24 protein-coding genes are annotated in these 24,928 nt (G+C 67.1%); 7 read left to right on the top strand and 17 right to left on the bottom strand.

Annotation, left to right across the window (positions count from 1 at the left end):
* From VOI27_RS06685 to VOI27_RS06675, 3 genes are all read right to left on the bottom strand, one after another.
* Positions 1-358, bottom strand: a 358-nt coding sequence (locus tag VOI27_RS06685) for an ABC transporter permease (RefSeq protein WP_416374647.1), incomplete at its 3' end; no start/stop codon positions are given.
* Complete coding sequence (locus VOI27_RS06680) at positions 355-1,860, bottom strand: sugar ABC transporter ATP-binding protein (protein ID WP_323764541.1); 1,506 nt, start codon at positions 1,858-1,860, stop codon at positions 355-357. The genes VOI27_RS06685 and VOI27_RS06680, both read right to left, overlap by 4 nt.
* Complete coding sequence (locus VOI27_RS06675; protein WP_323764540.1) at positions 1,860-2,684, bottom strand: amidohydrolase family protein; 825 nt, start codon at positions 2,682-2,684, stop codon at positions 1,860-1,862. Before VOI27_RS06675 ends, VOI27_RS06680 begins: the two co-directional genes overlap by 1 nt.
* Positions 2,685-2,908: 224 nt before the next feature.
* Between VOI27_RS06675 and VOI27_RS06670 the strand changes: the two genes are divergently transcribed.
* The gene (locus VOI27_RS06670) at positions 2,909-3,706 is read left to right on the top strand and encodes an IclR family transcriptional regulator (RefSeq protein WP_323764539.1); all 798 of its coding nucleotides are present in this window, start codon (positions 2,909-2,911) and stop codon (positions 3,704-3,706) included.
* Between the two features lie 43 nt (positions 3,707-3,749).
* On the opposite strand, the gene VOI27_RS06665 is transcribed toward VOI27_RS06670, so the two are convergent.
* The 6 genes from VOI27_RS06665 to VOI27_RS06640 all read right to left on the bottom strand — a co-directional run bounded on the left by VOI27_RS06665 (position 3,750) and on the right by VOI27_RS06640 (position 10,581).
* Complete coding sequence (locus VOI27_RS06665; protein WP_323764538.1) at positions 3,750-4,817, bottom strand: sn-glycerol-3-phosphate ABC transporter ATP-binding protein UgpC; 1,068 nt, start codon at positions 4,815-4,817, stop codon at positions 3,750-3,752.
* A 2-nt stretch (positions 4,818-4,819) separates the two neighbouring features.
* Positions 4,820-6,349, bottom strand: a complete 1,530-nt coding sequence (locus VOI27_RS06660; protein WP_323764537.1) for a sulfatase — start codon at positions 6,347-6,349, stop codon at positions 4,820-4,822.
* Positions 6,350-6,352: 3 nt separating this feature from the next.
* Complete coding sequence (locus VOI27_RS06655) at positions 6,353-7,402, bottom strand: DUF4432 family protein (RefSeq protein ID WP_323764536.1); 1,050 nt, start codon at positions 7,400-7,402, stop codon at positions 6,353-6,355.
* A complete protein-coding gene (locus VOI27_RS06650; protein WP_323764535.1) occupies positions 7,399-8,247 on the bottom strand; it encodes a carbohydrate ABC transporter permease in 849 nt (282 codons plus the stop codon). The genes VOI27_RS06655 and VOI27_RS06650 overlap by 4 nt, the downstream gene beginning before the upstream one ends.
* Entirely contained in the window at positions 8,244-9,122 is an 879-nt protein-coding gene (locus tag VOI27_RS06645) for a sugar ABC transporter permease (protein ID WP_323764534.1), read from the bottom strand. The genes VOI27_RS06650 and VOI27_RS06645 overlap by 4 nt, the downstream gene beginning before the upstream one ends.
* Positions 9,123-9,234: 112 nt before the next feature.
* The gene (locus VOI27_RS06640) at positions 9,235-10,581 is read right to left on the bottom strand and encodes an ABC transporter substrate-binding protein (protein ID WP_323764533.1); all 1,347 of its coding nucleotides are present in this window, start codon (positions 10,579-10,581) and stop codon (positions 9,235-9,237) included.
* Positions 10,582-10,701: 120 nt separating this feature from the next.
* Between VOI27_RS06640 and VOI27_RS06635 the strand changes: the two genes are divergently transcribed.
* Complete coding sequence (locus VOI27_RS06635) at positions 10,702-11,619, top strand: LysR family transcriptional regulator (protein ID WP_323764532.1); 918 nt, start codon at positions 10,702-10,704, stop codon at positions 11,617-11,619.
* Positions 11,620-11,695: 76 nt separating this feature from the next.
* Here the strand turns inward: VOI27_RS06635 and VOI27_RS06630 are convergent, their stop codons facing one another.
* The 8 genes from VOI27_RS06630 to VOI27_RS06595 are packed head-to-tail and all read right to left on the bottom strand — an operon-like array spanning position 11,696 to position 20,462.
* The gene (locus VOI27_RS06630; protein WP_323764531.1) at positions 11,696-12,439 is read right to left on the bottom strand and encodes an SDR family oxidoreductase; all 744 of its coding nucleotides are present in this window, start codon (positions 12,437-12,439) and stop codon (positions 11,696-11,698) included.
* Positions 12,436-14,109, bottom strand: a complete 1,674-nt coding sequence (locus tag VOI27_RS06625; protein WP_323764530.1) for an SMP-30/gluconolactonase/LRE family protein — start codon at positions 14,107-14,109, stop codon at positions 12,436-12,438. Before VOI27_RS06625 ends, VOI27_RS06630 begins: the two co-directional genes overlap by 4 nt.
* 4 nt (positions 14,110-14,113) lie before the next feature.
* Positions 14,114-15,235, bottom strand: coding sequence for a sn-glycerol-3-phosphate ABC transporter ATP-binding protein UgpC (locus tag VOI27_RS06620; RefSeq protein ID WP_323764529.1), 1,122 nt, complete (start codon positions 15,233-15,235; stop codon positions 14,114-14,116).
* 13 nt (positions 15,236-15,248) lie between these two features.
* Positions 15,249-16,082: a carbohydrate ABC transporter permease gene (locus tag VOI27_RS06615; protein WP_323764528.1), complete on the bottom strand. Its 834-nt coding sequence runs from the start codon at positions 16,080-16,082 to the stop codon at positions 15,249-15,251.
* A 10-nt stretch (positions 16,083-16,092) separates the two neighbouring features.
* Positions 16,093-17,040: a sugar ABC transporter permease gene (locus tag VOI27_RS06610; RefSeq protein ID WP_323764527.1), complete on the bottom strand. Its 948-nt coding sequence runs from the start codon at positions 17,038-17,040 to the stop codon at positions 16,093-16,095.
* A 60-nt stretch (positions 17,041-17,100) separates the two neighbouring features.
* Positions 17,101-18,363, bottom strand: coding sequence for a sugar ABC transporter substrate-binding protein (locus VOI27_RS06605; protein ID WP_323764526.1), 1,263 nt, complete (start codon positions 18,361-18,363; stop codon positions 17,101-17,103).
* Positions 18,364-18,391: 28 nt separating this feature from the next.
* A complete protein-coding gene (locus tag VOI27_RS06600) occupies positions 18,392-19,564 on the bottom strand; it encodes an enolase C-terminal domain-like protein (protein ID WP_323764525.1) in 1,173 nt (390 codons plus the stop codon).
* Positions 19,557-20,462: a dihydrodipicolinate synthase family protein gene (locus tag VOI27_RS06595; RefSeq protein ID WP_323764524.1), complete on the bottom strand. Its 906-nt coding sequence runs from the start codon at positions 20,460-20,462 to the stop codon at positions 19,557-19,559. The genes VOI27_RS06600 and VOI27_RS06595 overlap by 8 nt, the downstream gene beginning before the upstream one ends.
* A 100-nt stretch (positions 20,463-20,562) precedes the next feature.
* Here VOI27_RS06595 and VOI27_RS06590 point away from each other — a divergent pair, with 100 nt between their 5' ends.
* From VOI27_RS06590 to VOI27_RS06570, 5 genes are all read left to right on the top strand, one after another.
* Positions 20,563-21,456, top strand: a complete 894-nt coding sequence (locus VOI27_RS06590; RefSeq protein WP_323764523.1) for a 2-dehydro-3-deoxygalactonokinase — start codon at positions 20,563-20,565, stop codon at positions 21,454-21,456.
* Positions 21,453-21,824, top strand: coding sequence for a VOC family protein (locus VOI27_RS06585; RefSeq protein WP_323764522.1), 372 nt, complete (start codon positions 21,453-21,455; stop codon positions 21,822-21,824). Before VOI27_RS06590 ends, VOI27_RS06585 begins: the two co-directional genes overlap by 4 nt.
* On the top strand, positions 21,812-22,681 hold the full coding sequence (locus VOI27_RS06580; RefSeq protein ID WP_323764521.1) for a DMT family transporter: 870 nt from the start codon (positions 21,812-21,814) through the stop codon (positions 22,679-22,681). Before VOI27_RS06585 ends, VOI27_RS06580 begins: the two co-directional genes overlap by 13 nt.
* Positions 22,678-24,105: a sulfatase gene (locus tag VOI27_RS06575; RefSeq protein ID WP_323764520.1), complete on the top strand. Its 1,428-nt coding sequence runs from the start codon at positions 22,678-22,680 to the stop codon at positions 24,103-24,105. The genes VOI27_RS06580 and VOI27_RS06575 overlap by 4 nt, the downstream gene beginning before the upstream one ends.
* Positions 24,106-24,166: 61 nt before the next feature.
* Positions 24,167-24,913: a FadR/GntR family transcriptional regulator gene (locus VOI27_RS06570; protein WP_323764519.1), complete on the top strand. Its 747-nt coding sequence runs from the start codon at positions 24,167-24,169 to the stop codon at positions 24,911-24,913.
* The last annotated feature ends 15 nt before the right edge of the window (positions 24,914-24,928 follow it).

Raw genomic sequence — 24,928 nt, 5'->3', positions numbered from 1 at the left:
CTTCCGATCTCATGCCGGTGCCGATGGCGGCAAAGACGCCGAAGATCAGCGGCGCGCCCATCCAGGTCAGCACCACGCCGGTCATCACCGCGCAAAAGGTCATCAGCGTGCCGATCGACAGGTCGATGCCGCCGGTGATGATGATCAGCGTCACACCGATCGCCAGCACCCCGTTGACCGAGGTCGCCTGCAGGATCGCCATGATATTGGACACCTGGAAGAAGTTGGGGCTGGCCAGCGAAAACACGATCACCAGCGCGATCAGGCTGGCGAAGGCCAGCAGCTTCTGCTGCGCCGCGCCGCGACGGGCCGCCTTGGCGCCGCCGGCCTTTTCAGGGTTGGTCTCTGCGGAACTCATTGCGCTGTCATCCTTTCACGCTGGGTGGCGAGGGCCATGATGTCTTCTTGCGAGGCGCCGCCGGGCAGAATGCCGGTCAGCCGGCCTTCGCACATCACCGCGATGCGATGCGACACGCGCAGCACCTCGGGCAATTCGCTGGAGATCACGATGATCGCCTTGCCGCTGTCGGCGAGGTCAGCCATCAGCCGGTAGATCTCGGCCTTGGCGCCGACGTCGATGCCGCGGGTCGGCTCGTCGAAAATGAGAATGTCGCAGTCGCGCAGCAGCCACTTGGCGATCACCACCTTCTGCTGGTTGCCACCTGACAACAGCCGGACCTCCTGACGGTCATGCGGCGTGCGGATGTTGAGCGTCTCGATATAGTCGCGCGCCACGTCTTCCAGCCGGTGTTCCTCGATCCGGCCCAGCCGGTCGCGGTAGCGCGCCATGCTGGCGAGCGCGATATTGGCCCGCACGTCCATCCCCAGCGCCAGCCCGTAGTGCTTGCGGTCCTCCGACAGGTAGCCGATCCCGGCCTGCACCGCGTCGGAGGGGCTGCGGATGGTGACATGGTGGCCGTGCACGATGACCTCGCCCGCGTCCGGCGGCTCGGCGCCGAAGATCGCGCGCGCCAGTTCCGTCCGCCCTGCCCCCATCAGCCCGGCAAAGCCGAGGATCTCGCCCTTTTTCAGGTCGAAGCTGATGTCATGCAGCTCGCGCCCGCGGCTGAGGTGACGCACTTCCAGCGCCATCTCGGCCTGCGACAGGTCGGGGATCTGCACCGTCTCGTCGGCGATTTCGCGGCCCACCATCATGGTGATGATCTCAGAGATCGGCGTCTCGGCGGCCTCGACCGTGCCCACATAGGTGCCGTCGCGCATCACCGTCACCCGGTCCGAGATGCGGCGGATCTCGTCCATCTTGTGGCTGATGTAGATGATCCCCACACCCTCGTCGCGCAGCCGGCGGATAATGGTGAAGAGCTCCTTGATCTCGCTGTTGGTCAGCGCCGCGGTCGGTTCGTCCATGATCAGCACCCGCGAGCGGAACGACAGCGCCTTGGCGATCTCGACCATCTGCTGGCGCGCCACGGTCAGTGACGACACCGGGGTGCGCGGGTCCATCCGGACGTTCATGCTCTCGAAGATCTCGGCGGCGTCCGCGTTGAGCTTCGCCTCGTCGATCCGCCCGAAGGAGAGCCGCGGCTCGCGCCCGATCCAGATGTTCTGGGCCACGGTCAGGTCGCGCATCAGGGCAAGTTCCTGATGGATGATGCCGATGCCGAGGTCCTGCGCCGCCTTCGGCCCGGTCAGGTCGGCTTCCTTGCCGTCGACCAGGATGCGGCCGCCGTCGGGCCGGTAGATCCCCGAGAGGCATTTCATCAGGGTCGATTTGCCGGCGCCGTTCTCGCCCATCAGGGCGTGAACCTCGCCCGCCCGCAGGTCGAAATCGACGGCCTTGAGAGCGTGGACACCGGGGAAGCGCTTGTCGACGCCTTCCATACGCACGAGTTCTGTCATCAGGTCACCCCATAGAATCGGGTTGCATTGCGGTGCAGGATCGCCGCGCGATCCGCCTCCGAGAGCGGCGCCAGCAGCGTCTCGGTCAGGTCGCGCCAGCCCTGCCAGGAGCCGGCCAGCGTCAGCACCGGCCAGTCGCTGCCCCAGATCAGACGCTCCGGCCCGAACCAGTTCAGCAGCGGCGCGAAGATGGCCTGCAGCGCCGGCAGCGGGTCGGCACGCTCCGCGTCGGACAGTTCATTGAGCAGGCCCGAGAGCTTGCAATGAACATGGGCATGGCCGGCCAAGGCTTGCATGCCCTGATGCCACGCCGGCCGTGCACCGGGTTGCGGCTTGGCGGCATGGTCGATGACCAGCGGCAGCTCGGGATGGGCGGCAGCGAACCGCTGCAGCATCGGCAGGTGCCGTTCGGTGACCAGCGCGTCGAATCGCAGGCCGTGTGCTTTGAGGGCCGCGATGGCCTCCGGCCGGGCCGCGGTGACCAGCCAGTCGCTGTCTTCGAGACCCTGCAGCATCGGCCGGACGCCCTTGAAAACCGGGTTCTGCGACAGAAAAGCGATCGTCTCGGCGGCATCGGCGGCGGACAGGTCCACCCAACCGACGACACCGGCAATGCGCGGGTCTTGTGCCGCGAGAGACAGCAGGAACTCCGTCTCCGCCACGCTCGGCGCGGCCTGCACGGCGATCAGACGGGCGGTGCCGGGATAGTCTTGCGGGGCGAAATCCCGGCGGATCGGCTCGAGCGGTCCGCCGGTACCGTCCAACCAGTCATAATCGCCGCGCGACAGCTGCCAGAAATGGCAATGTGAATCCACGAGTGTCATCGTCGCCCCTCCCCGGCTACGGTCAGATCAGAAGTGCGCCACGGTCCCTGCGGCCTGCGCCGCGGTCGGAACCGGTGTCTTCCGGTCTGCCAGATGCACTGACTTCCCTCCGAAATCAGTATTCATATTTAGTCCTATAGTCTATATATGAACTAGAAGTCAACCCCGCGCTTGACTTCGCAACGCCTGCAGGATCGGATCCTGAGGAAAAAAGGAAGTGTGACATGGCACAACGACGGCAGGCCGAAGGAGACCCCGCAGAGACCGCTGACCGCTACCGCGCCCCGGCGCTCGATCGCGGGCTCGACATCCTCGAAGTGCTGGCCTCAGAGGTGCGCGGCCTGACCCGCGCCGAGATCTGCGAGGCCATGGGTGTCAGCGCGTCGCAGATGTACCGCATGCTGGAGCGGCTGATCGCGCGCGGCTATGTCACCCGGCTCGACGGCGGCGACCGCTACGCGCTCACGATGAAACTGTTTCTGGTGGCCACCGGCCACCCGCCGCAACGACGGCTCGTGGCCCAAGCCCAACCCGGAATGGACGCCTTCGCGCTTGAACAGCGTCAATCGGTACATCTGGCGATCCCCGAGCGCGGCTCGGCGGTGATCCTGGCGCAGGCCAGCGCGATCTCTCACTGGGAGTTCTGCGCCCGGGTCGGCGCCCGCATGGACCTGTTCAACACCGGCTCCGGCCAGACCTTGCTGGCGTTTCAGGATCCGGCGCGACTGGAAGAGACCCTGGGCACCTGGGGCATCGCCAATGGAGCCGAGCGGCTGGCACCGGTCCGCGACGCGCTCGAGGCGGTCCGCGCCAAGGGCTACCGGGTGGGCGCCTCGGGCCAGGTTGTGGGCATCACCGATCTGAGCGTGCCGATCGCCGGCCCGAACGGCGACGCCGTCGCGGTGCTGACCTGCGCCTACCTCGGCCGCCCCGGCGACGCACCGGGCGACGCGCAACGCGAGGCCGCGCTGCACAGCCTGATCCGGCTGGCCGAAAGCCTGTCGCTGCGCAACCCTGCCTGAGAGGCTCCCCGCAACGGGCGGGGCGCCTCCCCTTCAGCCGCGCCTAATGCGCCGCGCCGCTCTCGATCCGTAGCCCGGTCGCTTGGTCGAACAGGTGCAGGCGGTCGGCCGGGACCGACAGGGCCACGCCATCCCCGACCCGCAGGCTGCGCCGTTCCGACAGGCTGACGTTGAGCAGCTGGCCCGCCACCTCGACAGCGATGATCAGCCGGTCGCCGGTGTTCTCGGCGCTTTCGACACGGCCGGTGAACTGCCCCTGACCGCTCTCCACCACCTCGACATGCTCGGGCCGGAAGCCCAGCGTCACCGCCTGCGCGCCGCCGGTGGCGACGGTGAACTCCGCACCGAGCGCCGCCACCCGGTCCGGCGCCACCACCCCGGCCTCGACCAGGTTCATCGGCGGGCTGCCAATGAACCCGGCAGTGAACAGGCTGGCGGGCCGGTCGTAGAGCTCGAGCGGAGGCGCGAACTGCTCGATCCGGCCGCCGTTCAGCAGCATCACCCGGTCGGCCATGGTCAAGGCCTCGACCTGATCATGGGTCACGTAGATCGCGGTCACGCCAAGACGCTGCTGCAACCGCCGGATCTCGCCGCGCATCTGCACCCGCAGCTTGGCATCGAGGTTGCTGAGCGGCTCGTCGAACAGAAACACTTTGGGCTCGCGCACGATGGCGCGGGCCATTGACACCCGCTGCCGCTGCCCGCCAGAAAGATCGCGCGGCTTGCGGTCGAGATAAGGGGCGAGGTTGAGAAGCTCCGCCGCCTCGTCAGACCGCCGCGTGCGCTCCTCGCGCGACTGGCCCAGCACCTCGAGCGGGAACTCGATGTTCTCGCGCACCGTCATGTGGGGGTAGAGCGCGTAGGTCTGGAACACCATGGCGATATCGCGTTCCTTGGGGGTCAGGTGGGTCACGTCGCGGTCGTCGATGTCGATCTCGCCGGTGCTGGCATCCTCGAGCCCGGCGACGATGCGCAGGAAGGTCGACTTGCCGCAGCCACTTTCGCCCAGAACGGCGATGAACTCGCCGTCGGCAATGTCGATGTTCAGACCGTGCAGCACCTCGACCGTGCCAAAGGCCTTGCGCAGGTTACGAATGGTCATGCGCGCCATGGTCACGCCTCCTCATGCAGGTTGAGGCCAAGTCGGCCAAAGGCTTCCGGGGGCGCGCTCTGCCGCGCCATCTCGGAAATCATCAGGTCTGTCATCCGCGCCTCGGCTTGCGCGTCGGTCACCGGGGCCTGCTGCGCCGGGTCCGCCGCAACGTCGTAGAGCAGCGATCCGCTGGGCTCCATCACCGCCGGCCCATGCGACTGGAACCACGCCGAGGACGGCAGCACCGGCACCTTGAGCACCGGGTAGCCCGCCGCATACTCGAGGTCGCGGGTCAGGGTCGCGGCGTCCAGCTCTTCCCGGCCGAAGGGCACCAGCATGTGCGACGGCATCAGCGTATATTGATAAAGCGTCTGCCCCAGCATGTCTTCGGGATAGCGGAAATGGACGTGCCGGCCGTCGGTGACATTCACCGCACCGCCGTAATAGCCGAAGATCACCGCCTCATGGCCGGGGTCGTCCGGATCGGCCAGCGCCGGCAGCAGCGACCGACCGCGCACCGCCTCGGGCACCGCGCAGCCAAAGGCCTCGAGGATCGTCGGCATCAGGTCGGGGGTCTGGAACAGCCCGGCATGGGCGCTGCCGTCGGCCTCTGCGTGCGCCGGGTGGTGGATGAACAGCGGAATATGCGCGATCTCCTGATAGGCGGGCATCTTGTTCTTGGCCCACCAGCCATGCTCGCCGGTCAGGAAACCGTGATCGGTCGAGACGATCAGCATGGTGTCGTCCCACATCTCCAGCGCGTCCATCTTGTCGAGCAGCCGGCCCAGCTGTTCGTCGCAATGGGCCAGCAGCGCGCGGTAGTTGGCGCGCATCTCCCCGGCCTCGGCCGCGTCCTCGGTAACCCGCGCGTAGGGCGGCCAGTCGCGGACCGGACCGGGACCGTCGGCCTTGTACTTCTCCTTCAGGCGCGCGGGCGCGTCGAAGGGTTCATGCGGATCGAAGGTCTCGATCTGCAGGAACCAGTTGTCGGCGCCGTGATTGCGGTCAAGGAAGTCGCAGCCAAGGTCGAAGCATTGCACCGAGGGAAAGTCGCCCTCGTCCTGCCGTTCGGCCCGGTTGACCATGTTGTGATAGAACATCTCGCCGGGCCGGTCGCTGAACTGCGCCGGGTGGTAGGCTTGGCGCCAGTCGTCCAGTGGCGCGGCCAACTCGGCTTTCCAGCGATCGCCCTCCTGACCGCGCACCGCCTCGAAACTGCTGAAGGCATTGAGATAGCCGGCGCCGCCGACCTCGAGGTAATGGTAGTGGTCGGTGATCATGTGGCTGTAGACGCCGGCGGTTTTCAGCACCTCGGTCATTGCCACGTCGAACGGCTCCAGCGGGCCCCAGCTGCGATGCAGGAAGTTCAGCCGCCCGGTCTGCAGATCGCGCCGCGCCGGCATGCAGGGCAGCGAGCCGACGTAGTGATTGTCGAACCGCACCGAGCGGTCGGCCAGGCGGCGGAAGTTGGGGGTCTCGACATCGGTGCCGCCATAGGGCTCGAGGCAATGGCGGTTCAGGGTGTCGAAGAGGACAAAGATCGCACGCATGGCTTAGGCTTTCCGAGGCAGGGGGTGGGTTCGCGTGAGCGAGATGTCGAGGGCGAAGTCGCGAGCCGCGCCGGGCGCCAGTACCGGCAGTTCGCCGGCCTCCTGCGCCGCCTGTCGCGAGCGATGCACCGTGCTGCAGGGCTCGATCCCGGCCATGTAATACCCGGCCCCCCGCAGGCGCAGAAGTTGCAGGCAGGGCAGGCTCGCGGTGTCGAAGCCGATCGCAAGGTCGAGTCCGCGAGCCGGGTTGGTCAGGCGACAGGTGGCCATGCCGGGGGCCTGCGGCCGGTGGACCGATATCTCTGACTGGTAGCTGTCCGACGGGGCCCCGAACGGCGCGCGGGGATCATGCGGCAGGCTCTGCCACAAAGCCTCGGCGGGTCCGGGATCAAGCCGGCTTTCGGCATCCACCAGCGGATGGCCGAGGTTGAAATGATAAAGCATCATGCTGTGCGCCGGATGCGGTCCGATATTGTCGACCCGGTCGCGCAGCCGCAGGGTGTTGCCGCCCAAGTCCATCTCGATCCGCCGCCGCAGGCGCAGCGCGCCGCCAAAGGTCATCGACTGGATCACCTCGCCCTCGCACCACAGATGCGGCACCTCGCCGGTCTCGCAAAGGCCGTGGCCGATCAACCGGGCAGGCTGATGCGCGCCATGGCCATGCAGCGGATAGGTGATCGTCTCGCCCGGATAAAGCGGCAGATCGCGCGCCGGGGCGGTCTCGGGCTGGCGGATATGGTCGAAGCCGCAGGTCGAGAGGAACCCCGAGAGACCGCGCAGGTAGCCCTGCCCGCCCTCGGCCTGCGCATCGATCAGCGCTGGGTGACGATAACCGTTGGGGGTGTGCCAGGACACGGTGTCGCCGTCGCGCACAAGCCGGCCGATGTCGAAGCTCCGGTCGATGACGATCTCCGCCTCCAGCCCGCCGCCAGAGCGCATCTCGATCACCCGCAGGCCCCGGCCCGCGCCGTCCTCGAGCGTCACCAGCCGGGTGCCGGCATAGGCGTCGAGGCTGGCGTGGCGGCGGCGCAGCTCGGTCAAAGACGCGCTCATTTCACCGCCCCCGCCGTCAGGCCCTTCACGATGAAGCGCTGGCAGAAGATCAGCACCAGCAGCGCCGGGATCGCCGAGAGCACCGAGGCCGCGGCCATCTGGGTGTACTTGATCTCGTTCTCCTGGGCGAACTTGGCGATGCCCACCGGCACGGTGGCCGACTGGTTGTTGGTCAGCGCCAGAGCGACCGGGAACTCGTTCCACGAGAAGATGAAGATCAGGATGCCGGTCGACACCAGTCCCGGCATCATGATTGGCACCACGATGCGGCGCATCAGCCGGACGAAGCCTGCGCCATCGACAACCGCCGCCTCTTCCAGTTCATTCGGGATCTCGCGCAGGAAGGACGACAAGAGCCAGAGCGCCATCGGAAGGTGCAGCGTGGTATGGGCAAGGATCAGAGCGGTCAGCGAGTTGGTCAGGCCGACGTGGCGGAACACCTCGTACCAGGCCCCGGCCAGCGTCACCGGCGGCACAAGGTTGAAGACCACCGCCCAGAGCAGGAACAGGTTCACCACCGCGCGCGGCCAGCGCATCCGCAGCAGCGAATACCCGGCGAGGAAACCGACGCTCAGCGCGATCACCGTGCTGACCGAGGCGACGATGACCGAATTCAGGAAATTGCGGCTGAAGGTCGAGGTATTGCCGAACAGCACCTCGGCATAGTTCATCGCCACCGGCTTGAAGGTGACCGTCCCCATCAGGAGCGCGATCTGCGTCTTCAGCGAGGCCAGCGCGATCCAGAGGAACGGCGCGAGGGTCAGCACGGCGGCGGCGATCAGCGCGCCATGCAGGATGATGGTCACGGCGCGGCGCGAGGTGAAGCGGCGGGCGGAAACGCTCATTGTGTTCTCGCTTTCTGACGGGTCATCGCGACACCGATGACAAGGGCGACAAGGAACATCACGACCACGGACATCGCCGCGCCGTAGCCCGCGCTGTCCTGCACGAAGAAGCGTTGGTAGATGGTGAAGCTGATCACCTGGGTCGAGGTGCCGGGGCCGCCGCCGGTCAGCAGGTAGACCTCGTCAAACACCTTGAAGGCAATGATCGCGCGGAACACGAAAGTGGTGAAGATCGCGGGCCACAGGAGCGGCAGGGTGATCCTGCGGAAGGTGCGCCACGCCCCTGCCCCGTCGATCTGCGCCGCCTCGAAGACGTCGCGTGGCAGGGCCTCGACCGCGGCCAGCAGCAGCAGGAAGGAAAACGGCGTCCAGTGCCAGACGTCGACCGCGATCACCGAGCCCAGCGCCAGCGAGGACGAGCCCAGCCAGTCCACCGGTCCGAGGCCCACCAGCCCCAGCGTCTGGTTGATGATGCCGAACTGCGTGTTGTACATCAGCTTCCAGATCGCGCCGATGATGATGCCGGGGATCAGGATCGGCAGCAGGAACAGCGTCCGGTAGGCCTTGGCCCCCCGCCCCAGCCGCGAGCAGATCAGCGCCAGCGCCAGGCCGATGCCCACTTGCAGGGTGGTGGCCACCACGACCAGGATCAGCGTGTTGAGGATGCCGGCCTTGAACAGCGCGTCCTCGGCCAGAGCGGTGTAATTCGACAGCCCGACCCAATCCCATTGGGCCTGGCCCTCGACCCAGCTGACCTTGGCGAAGCTGAGCGCCAGCAGGTTGGCCAGCGGCAGCGCCGACAGCAGAACGAGGAAGAGAAGCGCCGGCAGAACGGTCATCAACCTGACCGGGCCGCTGGCTTTGACCGTTGCCATTGTCATGTCCAGTAAGTTTGGCCGCTGCCTCTGCGATGCGGGCAGGCGGGCCGGTTTCAGGCGGGCCGCCGCAGGGCGGCCCGTTGGTGTCAGTTCACGTCGTGGGCTGGGTTCAGTCGGTCAGATCGGGCAGACGGCCGGTCTCGTAGCCGGCATCCTGCATGATCTTCTCGATCTCGGCCGCCATTGAGTTCAGCGCCTCGACCGGGCCGATCTCGCCGGCCACGGCACGGTTGAGACCGACCTCGGTCACCGCGACGATCTCGGCGCCCTCGGGGATGGTCCACATCCGCCGCGCGGTGGGCAGCGCCTCGCGCATCACCGGCATGTAGCGGTTCTCGGGCTGCTCGGCGAAGTCGCCCTCATAGGCGGCCGCGCTGACCGGCGAGCCGCCCATCTCGGCGTAGGCCACCTGCGTCTCGGGCTGCTGGAACCAGTCGAGGAAGGCCAGCGCCGCCTGCTTGCGGCTGTCGGGGATGTTCTTCGGGATGCCGCCCAGCCAATGGCCGATCGCGGGGGCCGGTTCGCCGCCCGGACCCGCCGGCAGGTTCATGTAGCCGATCTTGTCGACCACCGCGGATTTGTTGGGATCGTCCATCTGCGACTGCGCCGCCACCGGCAGAATCGCATGCGCCGCCTGACCGGTCACCAGGTACTGGATCAGCGTCGCCTGGTCCATCGAGGCCGGATTGTCCGGGCCGGCTTCTTCGGCGATCTTGAGGTACATCTTCAACGCCTCAAGCGCCTCGGGGCTGTTCAGCGTCACGAAGAAATCGCCGTTGCCCTCGTCGCGGAACAGCGAGCCGCCATAGCTGTTCATGTAGGGCCAGTAGTCCCAGCTGATCGAGATGGTCGCCCGCGCCGCGCGCTGCATCATGCCGACCATGCCCTCGGCCTCCTGGATCGCCTTGGCGTTGGCCAGAAGCTCTTCCCAGGTCTCGGGGATCTCCAGCCCGTGCTTTTCATAGAGGTCGGCGCGGTAGAACATCATGGTGATGTTGGGGTTGACCGGAATGGTCAGCAGATCGCCGGTCTCGGCGTTCACCGTCTTGTTCTCGCTGTCGTAATACACCGTGTCGTCGAAGGTGTAGACCTGCGGGTCGAGCGCGAACTCCGGGTCGATATTGGTCAGCGGTTCAAGAAACCCGCCCTGGTACATTTCGGGGTAAAAGATGCCGTTGACGATCAGAATGTCATATTCGCTCTCGCCGGCGCGCACGGCGTTGCGCTGCTTTTCCAGGCTGCCGGCATAGGGGTTCACGTCGAGCGAGGCGGAATTGCCGGTCTGCTCTTCGTAAAGGTCGACGATATTGGCGAAACCTTCCAGCCAGGGCGACTGGTTGATGACGATGTTGATCGGGTCCTGAGTCTGTGCCCGGCTCTCCGGCGCGGCAAAGACCGCAAGTGACGCTGCGACGGCGAATGAGATCGCCCGCGTGGTGATCGGTGTGAAGCCCATGGTTTCCTCCCTTGAGACTGCGCCTATGGTGCCTGCAAAGAGGTAAAACTACTAACTTCTTTTTTGTTCATCTATGAAACTTTTGGCTATATCGTGGGCACCGAAACCGGTGGATGAGACATGATCAATCTGCGACAGTACAGTCACTTCATCGCGGTGCTCGAAAGCGCCAGCCTGCTCGAGGCGGCGCGCAAGCTGAACCTCAGCCAGCCGGCCCTGAGCAAGAGCATCGGCGCGCTGGAGAGCTATTACGGGGTCGAGCTGTTCCGCCGCCTGCCGCGCGGTGTCAGACCGACGGCCTTTGCCCTCACGCTCGAGCCGCACGCCCGACGGTTGCTGCTGGACGAGGCCGAAAGCCGGGCCGAGATGGCGGCGGTGGCGGCGGGCTCTTCCGGCACGGTGGCGATCGGGGTCGGCGCGGCCTTTGTGCAGATCGTCAGCGACACCATCCTCGAGCTGGAGCGCGAGGCGCCGAACGTGCAGTTCAAGGTGATCACCGACCATGGCCACAACCTGCGACAGGCGCTCTTGGCCAATCGGATCGAGTTCTATCTCGGTATGGCCAACAACGAGATGACCGACCCGGCCTTCGCGGTGGACCTGATGTTCTCGGATGCCTTCGTCGGCATCTGCTCGCCCCGGCATCCCTTTGCCGGCCAGGTGGTGGCGCCTGCGAAATGCCGCGACAGCGAATGGATCGTGCCTGACCTGGAAGAGCCGGGCCGCGCCGCGCTGGATGCCTATTTCCTGTCGACCCTGAAGCGCAAGCCGAAGGTGAAGGTCACCACCAACGCCGACCAGTTGATCCGCCAGTTCCTGTCAGAGACCCGGTACCTGAGCATGGCGCCCGAGTCGCCGGTCAACAAGCCCGGGTTCCAGGGCTTCGGCCAGTTCCGCCTCGAAGGCTTCGCCTTTCGCCGCGAGGTCGGCATCGTCCGCCGCGCCGGCCACATCAGCACGCCGCTCGGCCGGCGGTTCTCCAAGATGCTCTCGGCCCGTTTGCCGCGCGTGGGCTCAGCGACCGGAGCCGCGTCCTGACCCGGTCAAGCCGGCGGTGGGTGGTCCGTCCGGGACCGCCATGCTCAACCATCACGGCGACGGTCGGCCGCGGGGCTCACACAACCCCGCCGTCGACCACGAGGCATTGCCCGGTGACCATCCGCGCGCCGGACGAAGCGAGCCAGAGCGCGCTGTCGGCGATGTCAGAGGGGCGGATCAGGTCGGGGATGCATTGCAGCGCCCGGGTCTCGGCCTCCCAATCGGCGCTGACCTGTCCTGCCACCCGTTCGGTCACCACCCGGCCCGGCGCGATCGCATTGGCGCGGATGCCGCGAGGCCCGAGATCGCGCGCCAGCCCGCGGGTCAACCCGACGATGCCGGCCTTGGCGGTGTGATAGGCGGTCAGGTTGCCGGCCAGCTTCATCCAGGCGGTCGACGACAGGTTGACGATCGCCCCGCCGCCGGCCTCTGCCATGCGGGGCGCCGAGAGCGACGCCAGCAGGGCGTGGTGATCGAGGTTCGCCGCCAGCATCCAGCGCCAGTCGGCCTCGGTCTGGTCGTCGAAGGCGATCCGCCGGTCGACGCCGGCGTTGTTGACCAGCACCCGCAGCGCGCCCTGCGTCTCTGTCGCCGCGGCATGCATCGCCCGCAGGGCATCGGTGTCGGTCAGGTCGCAGGTCCGGGTCTCGATGCCGGACGACAGGCCCGCCGTTTCGGCCAGCCCCCGGGCGTTCAGGTCCACCGCGGTTACCCGCGCGCCCTGCGCCGCGAACGCCAGCGCCGTCGCCCGGCCGATGCCAGAGGCGGCGCCGGTGACCATCACGTGACAGTCGGCAAACTCGGCGTACGCTAGGCTCACAGCGCCACCTCGTTGACCCTCTGCCCCGCCACGCCGACATCGATGGCAAAGAGCGCGCCGGAAAGCGGCGCCTCTTCCAGCACGCTGGCCGGCAGGCGGATCGAGGCGCTGGTGATGAACAGGCGCGTCATGTCGTCTCCGCCGAAACAGCAGCTGGTCGGCCGTGGCACCGGCATGTCGATCTCGCGTTTCAGGCTGCCGTCCGGGCCGTAGCAGGCGACCCGCCAGCCATCCCAGAGCGCCACCCAGAGATTGCCCTCGCTGTCGACGCAGAGCCCGTCGGGCTTGCCCTCGGCAGGGTCGAAGTTCAGGAAGCTGCGGCGCTTGGACAGGGCACCGCTGTCGCTGTCGTAATCATAGGCAAAGACGATGCCGAGCGCGGTGTCGGTGAAATAGAACGTCCGCCCGTCCGGACTCCAGTCGAGGCCGTTCGAGACCTGGAAGCCGCCATCCATCGCCCGCGCGCTGTCGCCACGGTCAAACCGGTAGAGCGAGCCCGAGGGCATCGAGGCATCGAGGCTCATCGAACCGGTCCAGACCCGGCCGCGGCTGTCGGTCTTGGCGTCGTTGAACCGGTTCGAGGGCAGATGCGCTTCGGGGTTGTGGATGGTCTGCAGCCTGTGGGTGACCGGGTCGTACTGCTCGAGCCCGTTCTGCGTCAGCGCCACCATGCGGCCATCATCCGAAGGCAGCACCGCCGAGACCAGGTAGGGCGCATGCGCCATCCGGTCCTCGCCGGTTTTCGGGTCATAGACGTGAAAGGCGGGCGCGGCGACATCGACCCAGTGCAGCACGCCTTCGCGGGCGTCCCAGACCGGGCCCTCGCCGACGATGGCACCGGCGGTGGCGAGGCACTCCAGCCCCTCCTCGACATGGGCGGTGCGGCGGGGGTTGGCGGTGATGCTCACTGGGGCGCTCCCGATATTGCCCATGACGCGGCGCGCGGCCTCCATCAGGTCGCGGCCGATCACGTGGCGGCGTTCATAGGTCAGCCGGCTGGCCAGCGCGGTGACGACAATGGCGCCATGGCCCATGCCGGGCGGGCCGTTGACCGGCACGGCGATCACCACCACACCGTCAAGCGTGCGCGAGTTGGCGATCGAATAGCCGCGCGCGCGGGAAATGGCGAAATCCGCCAGAAGCGCCGATTGCTCTTCGGACGTCAGCCCGCCGATGATCCCGTTGACCTGGTGCGGCGGCAGCGCCGAGAGGATGGCATGGCCCGAGGCGCTCTGTCTGGCAGGCAGTTCGCGGCCGATCTCGACGCCGATGGCCAGCGGGTTGGACGGCCGGCGCACGTCGACATAGATGATCCGGTCGCCCTCCATCACCGCCAGGCTCACCGTCTCGTTCAGCGCCTTCGACAGGCGCAGCACCTCGGTCTCGGCGGCGGTGCGCAGGTCAAACGACGCCATCGACTTGCCCGCCAGTTCGATCAGCCGGTGGCCCAGGGCATAGGTCTTGAGCCGGCTGTCGTGGCGGATATAGCCAAAGGCCACCAGCGCGCCGATCAGCCGGTAGAGCGTCGCCTTGGGCAGACCGGTCTCGGCCAAGAGCTCGGCCGAGGTGGCGGGCCGGCCGATCTGGTCGAGGATCTCGATGATCTGGATCCCCTTGACCAGCGTGCCGGCACCGGGAAACCGCTCTGCAATGTCGTCGAACCTGTTCAAGCGCTCATCCTGCGGCCGCGTGGGTATCGGGATCGAATACATGAAGTTTCTCCACCGGGAAAGCGAGCGAAAGGGTCTCGGCCTCGCTGTAGCGGCGGTCGTCGATCACCCGGATCAGCATGGTCTGGGCGTCGCGCTCCTCATCGGCGCCAAGCTGCGTCCGGTCGAGCTCGAGCACGTTCTCGGCGGGGGTGTGGAAATGCAGGATCTTCTCGGTGCCGAGGTTCTCGACCAGCGACAGGCCCACGTCGGGGCCCTCAAGGCCCACCCGGATGTGCTCGGGGCGGATGCCGAAGATCATGTCGCGTCCGGACATGCCGGCACAGCTGTCGGGCAGCGGGATGTGCTGGCCGCCGAAGCGGGTGACCGGGCCGCGCGCGCCGCTCTCGACCCGGCCGTGAAAGAAGTTCATCCCCGGCGAGCCGATGAAGCCGGCGACAAAGACGTTGACCGGGGTGTGAAACAGCTCTTCGGCGCTGCCGACCTGCTGTATCTCGCCGCCTTTCATCACCACGATCTTGTCGGCCATGGTCAGCGCCTCGGTCTGGTCGTGGGTGACATAGATCGTCGTCACCCCGAGCCGGCGCTGCAGCTTGACGATCTCGGACCGGGTCTGCACCCGCAGCTTGGCGTCGAGGTTCGACAGCGGCTCGTCCATCAGGAAGGCCGCAGGTTCGCGCACGATGGCGCGCCCCAACGCCACCCGTTGGCGCTGGCCACCCGACAACGCGCGCGGCTTGCGGTCGAGATAGGGGGTCAACTCCAGCAGGCGGGCGGCCTCCTCGACCCGGCGGTCGATCTCGGAGGAGGCCATGTTGTGCATCTTGAGTCCGAAGCCGATGTTCTTGCGCACCGACATATGCGGGTAGAGCGCGTAGTTCTGGAACACCATGGCGATATCGCGCTTGCCGGGGCCAAGCTCGGTGACATCGCGGCCGCCGATGCTGATGGTGCCGCCCGAGGTGGCCTCCAGCCCGGCCAGCATCTTCAGCGCGGTGGACTTGCCGCATCCCGAGGGGCCGACAAAGACACAGAATTCGCCATCCGCGATGTCGAGATTGAAATTGCGGATCGCTTCGACCGCGCCATAGCTCTTGGTGATCTGTTCGAATTGGACGGTTGCCATTGCAGTTGCTCCGTTACTTCTCGGACCCGGCGGCAAGACCACCGACGAGGAAACGTTCAAGGAAAAGATAGACGATGATGATCGGGATCGAAGCCATGATCGAACCGGCCATGATGACGTTCCACTCGGTCACGAACTCGCCCTTGAGCGAGGCAATGCCCATCTGCAACGTCCAGCTTTCATCATTGGTGGTCAGGAAGGTCCGGCCGAACAGGAAGTCCGACCAGCTGACCACGAAGGCATAGAGCGCGGTGGCCGCCAGCCCCGGGGCCGCGACCGGCAGCACGATGCGAAAGATCGTGCCCAGCGGCGAACAGCCATCGACCAGCGCAGCCTGTTCCAGCTCGGGCGGCATGGTGTCGAAATAGCCCTTCAGCATCCAGGTACAGAACGGCACGATCAGCGTCGCCTGCGCGATCACCACCGACCAGAGCGAGCCGACAAGCCCGGTCGAGCGGAAGATCGCGAACAGCGGGATGATCAGCAGCGTCGCAGGCAGCATCTTGGAGGTCAGGATGAACAGCCCCAGCCCGGTGCCGCCACGCAGCCGGAACCGCGACAGCGCATAGGCGGCAAGGATCGAGACCGCCAGCGACAGGGTCATGGTGGCGAAGGCGATCAGGATCGTGTTGGAGAACCACAGCACGAAGGGGTGTTTTGCCAGCAGATCGGCAAACACGTTCCACTGCGGGTCGGCGGGCCAGAATTGCGGCGGATAGGCGCGCAGGTTCGATGACGGCTGCAGCGCCGTCACCACCATCCAGTAGATCGGAAAGAGCAGGATCGCGCAGGTCACCAGGACCGAAGCGTAAAGCGCGAAAGTTGCCAGCGGGTGTCTCTTTTGCATCTCGCGCTCCTCAGTGAACCGATTTCGCCAGACGCCCGACAAGCGCGCGGCTGATGATCGCGCAGAGCACCATGGTCAGCACACCCACGGCGGCCCCCTGCCCCATGCGGAAAAATTCGAAGCTCTGCTCGAAGGTCAGGATCGACAGGGTCGTCGTCGCGCCCAGCGGCCCGCCCTGGGTCAGCACATGAATGATGGCAAAGTCGCGGAAGACCCACAGCGTCGTCATCACCATGGTCACGCCCACCACCGGCAGCATGTTGGGCAGGGTAATGTACCAGAACCGCTGGAACACGCCCGCGCCGTCCACCTTGGCGGCCTGGTACTGTTCTTCCGGGATCGATTGCAGCCCGGCCAGCAGCATGATCGACATCAGCGGATAGCCCTTCCAGATCATCACGAAACAGACCGCGGCAAAGGCGGCGGTGGGGTCCGAGCCGAAGGCGATCGGCTCCGTCACCATGCCCGTCCTCAGCAGCACCCAGTTGACCAGCCCGAAAGAGCTGTCGAGCATCCAGGCCCAGATCACCGTCGCCACCACCTCGGGCACCGCCCAGGGCAGCGCCACGAACAGCCGCGCGGCGGTGCGGCCGCGAAATTTCTGGTTCACCAGCAGGGCCGTGGCAAAGCCGATGATCACCGACAGGCCGCCGACCACCGCCACCAGCTTGAAGGTGACCCAGAGCGCCTGCCAGGTCTCCCCCGAGCCGAACAACCATTTGTAGTTGTCCAGCGTCCAGGGTTCGGCGCCGTCGCCGATGCGCGCAATGCGCACGTCCTGCATTGAAATGCTGACGGACAGGATGATCGGATAGACGATGATCACGGCCATCAGCAGCACCGCCGGCGCCAGCAGCAGGTAGCCGAACTTGGCGCGGTGGCGCGGCGCGCTGAAATCGATGGAGGGGATCAGCCCGCCCGCCGATCCGGCGCGATGGGGGGTGGTTGTGTCGGTCATTTGGTCCTTGCCCTTGTGTGGCCGGCCCCCCTTCGGGGCGCCGGCCTGTTGGCTGAAAGGTCAGTCCTTGATGCGCGAGACTTCATCCTGAAGGCGCGTCGCGGCCTCCGCGGGATCAAGATTCTGCAAGATCATCTGCTGGGCAACCTTGTAGAAGACCTTGACCACCTCGTTGTTCTGCAGCTCCAGCCCCTTGGGCAGACGGTCGACATTGGCCGCGGCCGCATCCTCGGCCGCCTTGGCCAGAACCTCGAACGACGGGTTGCCGGCCTTCAGCTGGGTATAGTCCACGCCGGGCCGCGGCGCCGGTGTCTTGGCCCATTCCGCAAACCGCTGCTGGTATTTCGGCGAGGCGGTCATCTCGATGAAGTCCCAGACCAGCTGTTTCTTCTCGTCCGACATGTCGGCGGACATGCCCAGCACGTTGGAGGTGCCCCCCAGCGGCGGCGAGAACGGCGACTGGGTGATCTTCAGGTGCTGCTGCACCTCAGGGGCGGCGCTGCGGAAGGTGTTGTTGATCCAGCCGCCATCGACGGTCATCGCCAACCGGCCCTCGAGCAGAAGCTGGCGCACGTCGGCCGACGACAGCTCTTTCGGGGTCAGGCTGTCGCGGAACAGCGTCTTGTAGCGCGCCAGGCCTTCGACCACCTCGGGCCGGTCAAAGGCAGGCTCGCCATCCACGGTCCAGCTGCCGCCGGTGTCGAGCACGAAGTTCAGCGCCTCCTGCATGACGCTGGCCGGATCGTCGAACGGCAACGCGATGCCGTATTGGTCAAGGATGCCGTCGCCGTCGGTGTCCTTGCGCAGCTCTTTCGCTGCCGTCAGATAGCTGTCCCAATCAGTCGGAACCTCCATCCCGGCCGCCTCGAAGATCGCCTCGTTATAGGCCATCACGAACCCGGTATAGAGCAGCATGATGCAGACGGTTTCCCCCTCCCACTCGCAGGTCGACTGGCCGGCCCAGCCTTCCATGTCGAGACCGGACTTCTCGATCCAGGGGCCCAGCGGCTCCATCCAGCCCTCGTTGGCGAAGGGCTGGAACTCAAAGGCCGCAAGATGCACGATGTCGGGCGGGTTGCCGCCGGCGAACATGGTGAACATGGTGTCGGCATATTCGGCGCGGCTCACGCGCGACATGTTGATGGTCACCCCGTCGTGGGTTTCCTCGAATTCGGCGATGATCTCGTTCCACCAGTCGCCGTAGCCGGGTTCGTCCTTCATCCAGCTGACAAAGGTCAGGGTCTCGGCGCTGGCGGGCAGCGCGGTCATCATGGTGCTGGCGGCCAGCAGCGCGCCGATGGCGGTCTGTCTCAGGGTGTTCATGTCGGGTCTCCTCCTCGTTGGTCTTTGATTACAGTGTCAGCAGGGGTTTGAGATGCGCCATCGCGTCCTCGTTCGGGATGGTGCCGTGGCCGGGGCTGTCGGGGATGTGAAACGCCCCGGCCTCGCAGGACGCCGCGCCCTCGAGCAGGGCGGCATTCTCGGGATAGATGGTGTGCTGGAACTCATGCGCCTCGGCGCCGGCGGCCAGTGCGGCGCGCAGGCTGGCATTGGCAAAAAGGCCGAGCCCGATGGTGGCATGCGGGATGATCTGCGCGCCGTCGGTGCGGGCGCGTTCGGCGATGCGGATGAACTGCGTCACCCCGGTATGGCCCATCTCGGGCTGCACGATGGCTGCGGCGCCGGCGCGCGGCCGGTAATCCCACTCGGTGCGCCATTCTTCCCCCAGCGCCAGCGGGCAGGCGATAGCCCGGCCCACCGCATGCTGCGCCGCGATATCCTCGGACGCCACCGGCGCCTCGAAAAACCACGGATCATAGGGCGCGAGGCTGCCCGCCATGGCGATCGCGGCCTCGGCGCTGCAGGTCCAATGCACATCGACCGCGATCTTCTGATCCGCGCCCAGCCCGCGGCGCAGGCTGTCGAACTCACCTGCTATATCGCCGTCGTCGCTGTGGCTGACGGGGATCTTCACCTTGTCGAAACCGCGCGCCTGCCAGCTCTGCGCCAGCTCCAGCCGCGCCGCTTTCGACGCGCCCGGCAGACCCGAGACATAGGCGGGGAGAGCGCCTACCCCGGGCCGGCCAAGCGCCGCCTGCAGGCTCTCGCCCCGGCTGCGCGCAAAGAGATCCCAGAGCGCAATGTCGAGCGCTGCCAGGGCATCGGCCAGGTAGCCGCCCCAATAGCCGCGCACCCGCTGCAATTCGTAAAGCGCGTCCCAGGTGGCGTCAGGCCGGCCCGGGTCGAGCATCATCAGGTAGGGGCCGAGCAGGTCCTCGATCAGCGCCGCCACCGCCTTCGGCGCGACCAGCCCATAGGTCTCGCCCCAGCCGGTGGCGCCGTCGGCATCGGTCAGCCGCAGCACCACCGAACGGTCGAAGCGCGGATAGACCGTGCCGTTGAAGCGCCGCACCACGTGGCTGTCGCCGAGGGCAAACTCGCCATCGCCGAGATCCCCCAGATAGGTGGTGTTGCGCGACCGCTCGAAGGTAAAGACCTCGATCTTCTCTATGCGCTTATGCATCGGCCAGCTCCCGCGTCAGGCTGGCGCGCTCGTAGAGCTCGAGCACCAGCTCGCTCAGCTCGGCGTCCATCTCCGGCAGCGGTTCGCGCACGGCGTCGCAGGCGATCAGCCCGCGGTGTTTCAGGATCAGCTTGGTCAGCCGCATCCGGTAGGGCGCCTGGATCAGCAACAGCGGCAGGCTGCGCTCATAGAGCCGCAGCGCCTCGGCCCGGTCATGTGCCGCATAGGCCCGGTAGAGCGCGACATGCAGGTCGAGCAGTTCGATCGCCGGCATGGTGGCAATCGCGCCGCGGTCCAGCTCTTCCAGCAGGTAGCGCGCGCCACCGCCGCCGATCACCCCGTCAAGATCGGCACCGCAGCCCGCCACCAGCCGCGAGACCTTGGGACCGGAGGGGATGCCCTCTTCCTTGACGTAGCGGATCGCCGGCACCTCGGCGGCCAGCGCCAGCATCTCCTCGGCCGAGAGGTCGGCGCCGCGCGGCTTGAACAGGTTCTGCAGGATGATCGGCCGGTCCTCGCCAAGCGCTGCGCCGATCCGGCCGAACCACGTGCCGCAGGCGCCGTCCATCGCCGGCACCGCCATCGCCATGATGCCATCGGCGCCGGCCTCGACGGCCATGCGGGTGATCTCGACCATCTCGGCCGGGTCGGCCGAGTTCACCCCGGCAATCACCGGCAGCCGGCCCTTGGCGACACCGGCGACCAGCGACAGCGCACTGCGGCGCTCTTTGGACGAGAGGTAGAGATCCTCGCTCGCCACCCCGGGAAAGACCAGCGCCGCGGCGCCCGCCTCGATCGCATGGGTCGCGACTTTCTTCAGCGAGACCTCGTCAACCGCGTCCTCCGGGGTGAACGGGGTCGGCACGATGGGGAGAACACCTCTCAGCGCAGCTATCATTTGTTGAGTCTCACTATTTGTAACTGACGTTTCATAGTTGAAACATAGATGCGGCCTGCGTAACCTGTCAACGAGTTTTCGCAACAGGAGTGGCAGGGCCATGACACAGACATCTTTCATCGCGGTGGATTGGGGCAGCTCGTCGTTCCGCGCCTGGGCGGTCGACGCGGAGGGCACGGTACTGGCGGCGACAAACGGGCCCGACGGGCTGAAATCGGTGGAAAACCGGGGCTTTGACGCGGTGATCCGCGCCCATTGTGGTACCTGGATGAACGCCGATCCGACCACCCCGATCCTGATGCAGGGGATGGTCGGCGCACGGGCGGGATGGCACGAGGCCCCCTATGTCCCCTGCCCCGCGCGGTTCAACGATCTGGCGGCCCATGCGCTGCGCTTTGCCATCGACACCCACCCGGCGGTGATTCTGCCCGGCGCCTGCATGGAGAGCGACGTGATGCGCGGCGAGGAGGTTCAGATTCTCGGCGCGGCGCTGTTGACCGGGCAGCAGACGGCGACGATCTGCATCCCCGGCACCCATTGCAAATGGGCCGAACTCTCGGGAGGCGCGCTGACCGGGTTCAGCACCTTCGTCTCGGGCGAGCTCTACCAGCTCTTGCTGACCCAGAGCCTCGTGGGGGCGCTGGCGCAGGGCGACAGCCACGATGACGCGGCCTTCCGCCGCGGGCTCGATCGCGGCGCGACGCTGCCCTTGTCGCATGCGGTCTTTGCCGGCCGCGCCGGGGTGCTGACCGGTGGGCTGGCACCGGAAGAGGTCGCCTCCTATCTCTCGGGCGTGCTGATCGGCGCGGAATGCGCGGCTCAAGGCGATGACGGCCCGGTGCTGCTGCTGGCCAGCGGCGTGCTGACCGAGCGCTATGCCGCGGCGCTGGCGCATTTCGGCCGCCGGATGACCCATGTCGACGCCGAGGCCGCCACGCTGGCCGGCCTGACCCGCGCCGCCCGCAGCCTCTGGCCCGAGCGGCTGGCAGCATGAGCGCCGCACCGGCGCTGCGCCTCAACCACGTCGCCCTTGCCGCGCCGGAGCCCGCGCGCAGCATGGCCTTCTACGAAGCCTTCGGCTTTGCGCCCGGGTTCGTCCGGCACGCAGACGATGGCACAATCGCGTTGCAGCAGATGCAGCGCGACGGCCAGTTCGTCGAGCTGCTGGCCTGCACCACCGCCCCCGCCGCCGGTCACTTCGGGCTGCACACCCGGGATATCGCGGCGGTGCTTGCCCATCTGGCGGCGCAGGGCATCGCGCCGCTGCATCCGCCGCGGGTCGGGGCCTCGGGCGTGCTCTGGACCTTTTTCGAGGATCCGGCCGGCAACCTCGTCGAGGTCACCCAGACATGCGCCGCCTGAGCCTGTTCGACAGCGGCGCGGTGCTGGCGCTGATCGCGCTGTTTTCCGGCGTCGCGGCCGGCGTGGCGCTGAAAGCGCTCGACCAGATGCCCGGCGGACAGGCCATTGCGCTGCGCTCGGCGCTGGCCTTTGCGTTGATCGCCGCAATCACATGGGTCCGGCGCCACGGCGCGTCGCGGCTGATCGGGCCGCGCGGGCTGGCCCGCGCCGGGCTCGATGCGCTGGCGGCGCTGACCTTCTCGCTGGCGATCTTCGAGATCCCGCTGTCGCTTCTGGCCAGCATTCACGCCACCCTGCCGGTGATCGCGGTGATCCTCTCGGGGCTGGTGCTGAAGGAGCGGCTGACCGCCGGCAACTGGCTGGCGCTTGTGCTGGCCTGCGGCGGCACGCTGCTGATCCTGCAGCCGGGGCTCGAGTTCTCGGCCCTCGGCGTCGGGCTGGCGCTGGTCTCGACCCTGGCCTATGCGCTGCGCGACGTCACCACCCGGCTGCTGCCGCCGCAGACCGATACCTTCCGCATCGCGCTGGTCTCGCTGGCGCTGGTCGGCGCGATCGCGGCGGCGCTGCCGTCGGAGGGCGGCTGGGTCTGGCCCACCGCCCCCGACCTCTACCTGATCGCGCTGGCAGCGCTGGGCTTCGTCGGCGCCAACGTGCTGATCATCGCCGCGCTACGCCGCGCGCCGCTCAGCCGCATCTCACCGCTGCGCTACACCAGCGTGCTCTGGTCGCTGGCCTTCGACGCCGCGCTCTGGGGCTATCTGCCGGACCGGGCCGGCGCCGCCGGCATCGTGCTGATCCTCTGCGCCGGGATCGTCCAGATGCGCAGCACCCGCCCAACCCCACAGGAGACACGATGACCGACCGCCCCAATATCCTCTTTTTGTTGCCCGACCAGCTGCGCCCTGATTTCCTAGGCTGCTACGGTGCCGATTTCCTCAACACCCCGGCGATTGACGCGCTCGCCGCCCATGGCACGCGCTGGCAGACCGCGATTTCGCCCTCGCCGATCTGCGTGCCGGCCCGCGCCTCGATGCTGACCGGCCAGCACGCCCATGCCACCGGCATCCTCCACAACCTCTGCTGGCTGCGCCCCGACCGGCGCCAGATGGGGGTTTTCACCTGGCCCGAGCTGCCGGCCGCGTCGGGCTATCGCACCGCCGCGGTGGGCAAGATGCATTTCTACCCCTGGGACCTCGCCGAAGGCTTTCAGACCCGCATCATCGCCGAGGACAAGCGCCATCTGCATGTGCGCGACGACTATCACCACGCGCTGGCCGCCGAGGGCCAAACCAAGCGGCACGGCAAGGAGATGCCCGGCTATAGTGAGACCAAGGGCGCCGCCACCAACCCGCTGCCCGATCACCTGCAGCCCGACCGCTGGGTCGCCCATCGCGCCGCCGACCACCTGAGGGGTCTGAAAGGCGATCAGCCCTTCGCGATGATGGTGGGCTTTCCCGGCCCGCATTGCACTTACGATCCGCCCGCCCGGGCGCTGGGCCGGGTCGACCCGCAGGCCATGCCGCCTGCCCTGCCGCCGACGGAAGAGAGCGAAACCCATAGGCCGGCGCATGTGGCCAGCTACAAACGCGACTGGGCCGATCTGGATTATTCGACCCTGACCGAGGCGCAGATCCGGGCCATCCGCCATCATTATGCGGTCTCGGTCGAGCGGCTGGATGAGGATGTCGCCCTGCTGATCGAGACCCTGAGAGAGACCGGCCGGCTCGACAACACCATCGTCGTCTTTGCCTCGGACCACGGCGATTACCTTGGCGACTTCGGGCTGATGGGCAAGGGGTTCTTCCACGAGCCTTCGGTCCGGGTGCCGCTGATCGTTGCCGATTTCCGCCGGCCCGAGGCGCGGGTCGAGACCGCTCCGGCCTCGCTGCTCGACCTCTTCCCCAGCTTTCTCGACTGGGCCGGTCTACCCGCCGCCGCCCAGGCGCAGGGCCGGCCGTTGGACGACCCGGACCCCGACCGCGCCATCGCCGGCGCCACCAGCGGCGGCGTCATGCTGCGCGTGCCGGGCTGGAAACTGGGGCGCTACGGCAACGGCACCGAGGCGCTCTTCGATCTGGAGCGCGACCCGAGCGAGCAGCACAACGTCATCGACGCCCACCCGAAGGTGCGCGCCCGGCTCGACCTTGCGCTGACCGCCAGTCTGCTTCAGGGTCTCGCCGCCGGCCACGCCGACAAGGCGGTGCCGCAAGCGAAATCGCCGCCAGAGGGGGCGTTTCACGATCCGTGCTGGCAACGCGCCTATCCTGCCCCCGGGGTGTGAAACTCGGCCGTTGCGTCCTGCTTGAAAGGTATTATGATTACGAAAAGACAGGAGTAATGCCGTGCCCGCCTCAGAGTCAGATGTCCTGATCCCCACCTCGAACACGCTGTCGCGGTCGCTCTCGGGGCAGATCTCGCGCAAGCTGGGCGAGCGTATCCTCGACGGCCAGCTGCAGCCCGGCCAGCTCCTGCCGGATGAGAACGCACTTTGCGAGGAATTCGGCGTCAGCCGGACGGCGGTGCGCGAGGCGGTCAAGATGCTGGTCGCCAAGGGGCTGCTCGAGGTGCGCCAGCGAATAGGCACCCGGGTGCAGGACGTCGGTCACTGGCAGATGCTCGACCGCGACGTCCTGATGTGGCACCAGTCGCTGACCATCGAGGACGAGCGGCTGATCAGCCTGATGGAGCTGCGGCAATCGATCGAGCCCGACGCCGCCTTTCATGCCGCCACAAGGCGCAGCGAGACGCAGATGGCCGCGATCCGCGACGCGGTCGCCCAGATGGAGGCCCATGCCGGCGAGAACAGCGAATACGTGCTCTCGGATGCGCGCTTTCACATCGCCGTGCTGCGCGCCACCAACAACCGCTACCTGCTGGCGCTGGAGAACGCGATCTTTGCCGGGCTGATGCTGTCGATCCGGCTGACCAACCCCGACGAGCGGCTGAACCGCAAATCCGTGCCCCTGCACCGCGCCATCGCCGAGGCGATCGAAGCGCAGGACGCAGAGGCCGCCCATGCGCGGATGAAGGAGCACCTCGCCGATGCCGCCGCCCGGCTGTCAGAGGTGGTCAAGCTCGACGCGGGGTAACGGCACATAAATTTA

The sequence above is a fragment of the Marinovum sp. genome (assembly GCF_034669705.1).
Taxonomy (GTDB): Bacteria; Pseudomonadota; Alphaproteobacteria; order Rhodobacterales; family Rhodobacteraceae; genus Marinovum.
This window is presented reverse-complemented; position numbering and strand designations above follow the sequence as displayed.

Bases quoted from the DNA above. Each gene is read 5' to 3' on its own strand.
- VOI27_RS06680 (WP_323764541.1), bottom strand. From the start codon at position 1,860: ATGACAGAACTCGTGCGTATGGAAGGCGTCGACAAGCGCTTCCCCGGT.
- VOI27_RS06675 (WP_323764540.1), bottom strand. From the start codon at position 2,684: ATGACACTCGTGGATTCACATTGCCATTTCTGGCAGCTGTCGCGCGGC.
- VOI27_RS06670 (WP_323764539.1), top strand. From the start codon at position 2,909: ATGGCACAACGACGGCAGGCCGAAGGAGACCCCGCAGAGACCGCTGAC.
- VOI27_RS06665 (WP_323764538.1), bottom strand. From the start codon at position 4,817: ATGGCGCGCATGACCATTCGTAACCTGCGCAAGGCCTTTGGCACGGTC.
- VOI27_RS06660 (WP_323764537.1), bottom strand. From the start codon at position 6,349: ATGCGTGCGATCTTTGTCCTCTTCGACACCCTGAACCGCCATTGCCTC.
- VOI27_RS06655 (WP_323764536.1), bottom strand. From the start codon at position 7,402: ATGAGCGCGTCTTTGACCGAGCTGCGCCGCCGCCACGCCAGCCTCGAC.
- VOI27_RS06650 (WP_323764535.1), bottom strand. From the start codon at position 8,247: ATGAGCGTTTCCGCCCGCCGCTTCACCTCGCGCCGCGCCGTGACCATC.
- VOI27_RS06645 (WP_323764534.1), bottom strand. From the start codon at position 9,122: ATGGCAACGGTCAAAGCCAGCGGCCCGGTCAGGTTGATGACCGTTCTG.
- VOI27_RS06640 (WP_323764533.1), bottom strand. From the start codon at position 10,581: ATGGGCTTCACACCGATCACCACGCGGGCGATCTCATTCGCCGTCGCA.
- VOI27_RS06635 (WP_323764532.1), top strand. From the start codon at position 10,702: ATGATCAATCTGCGACAGTACAGTCACTTCATCGCGGTGCTCGAAAGC.
- VOI27_RS06620 (WP_323764529.1), bottom strand. From the start codon at position 15,235: ATGGCAACCGTCCAATTCGAACAGATCACCAAGAGCTATGGCGCGGTC.
- VOI27_RS06615 (WP_323764528.1), bottom strand. From the start codon at position 16,082: ATGCAAAAGAGACACCCGCTGGCAACTTTCGCGCTTTACGCTTCGGTC.
- VOI27_RS06610 (WP_323764527.1), bottom strand. From the start codon at position 17,040: ATGACCGACACAACCACCCCCCATCGCGCCGGATCGGCGGGCGGGCTG.
- VOI27_RS06605 (WP_323764526.1), bottom strand. From the start codon at position 18,363: ATGAACACCCTGAGACAGACCGCCATCGGCGCGCTGCTGGCCGCCAGC.
- VOI27_RS06600 (WP_323764525.1), bottom strand. From the start codon at position 19,564: ATGCATAAGCGCATAGAGAAGATCGAGGTCTTTACCTTCGAGCGGTCG.
- VOI27_RS06595 (WP_323764524.1), bottom strand. From the start codon at position 20,462: ATGATAGCTGCGCTGAGAGGTGTTCTCCCCATCGTGCCGACCCCGTTC.
- VOI27_RS06590 (WP_323764523.1), top strand. From the start codon at position 20,563: ATGACACAGACATCTTTCATCGCGGTGGATTGGGGCAGCTCGTCGTTC.
- VOI27_RS06585 (WP_323764522.1), top strand. From the start codon at position 21,453: ATGAGCGCCGCACCGGCGCTGCGCCTCAACCACGTCGCCCTTGCCGCG.
- VOI27_RS06580 (WP_323764521.1), top strand. From the start codon at position 21,812: ATGCGCCGCCTGAGCCTGTTCGACAGCGGCGCGGTGCTGGCGCTGATC.
- VOI27_RS06575 (WP_323764520.1), top strand. From the start codon at position 22,678: ATGACCGACCGCCCCAATATCCTCTTTTTGTTGCCCGACCAGCTGCGC.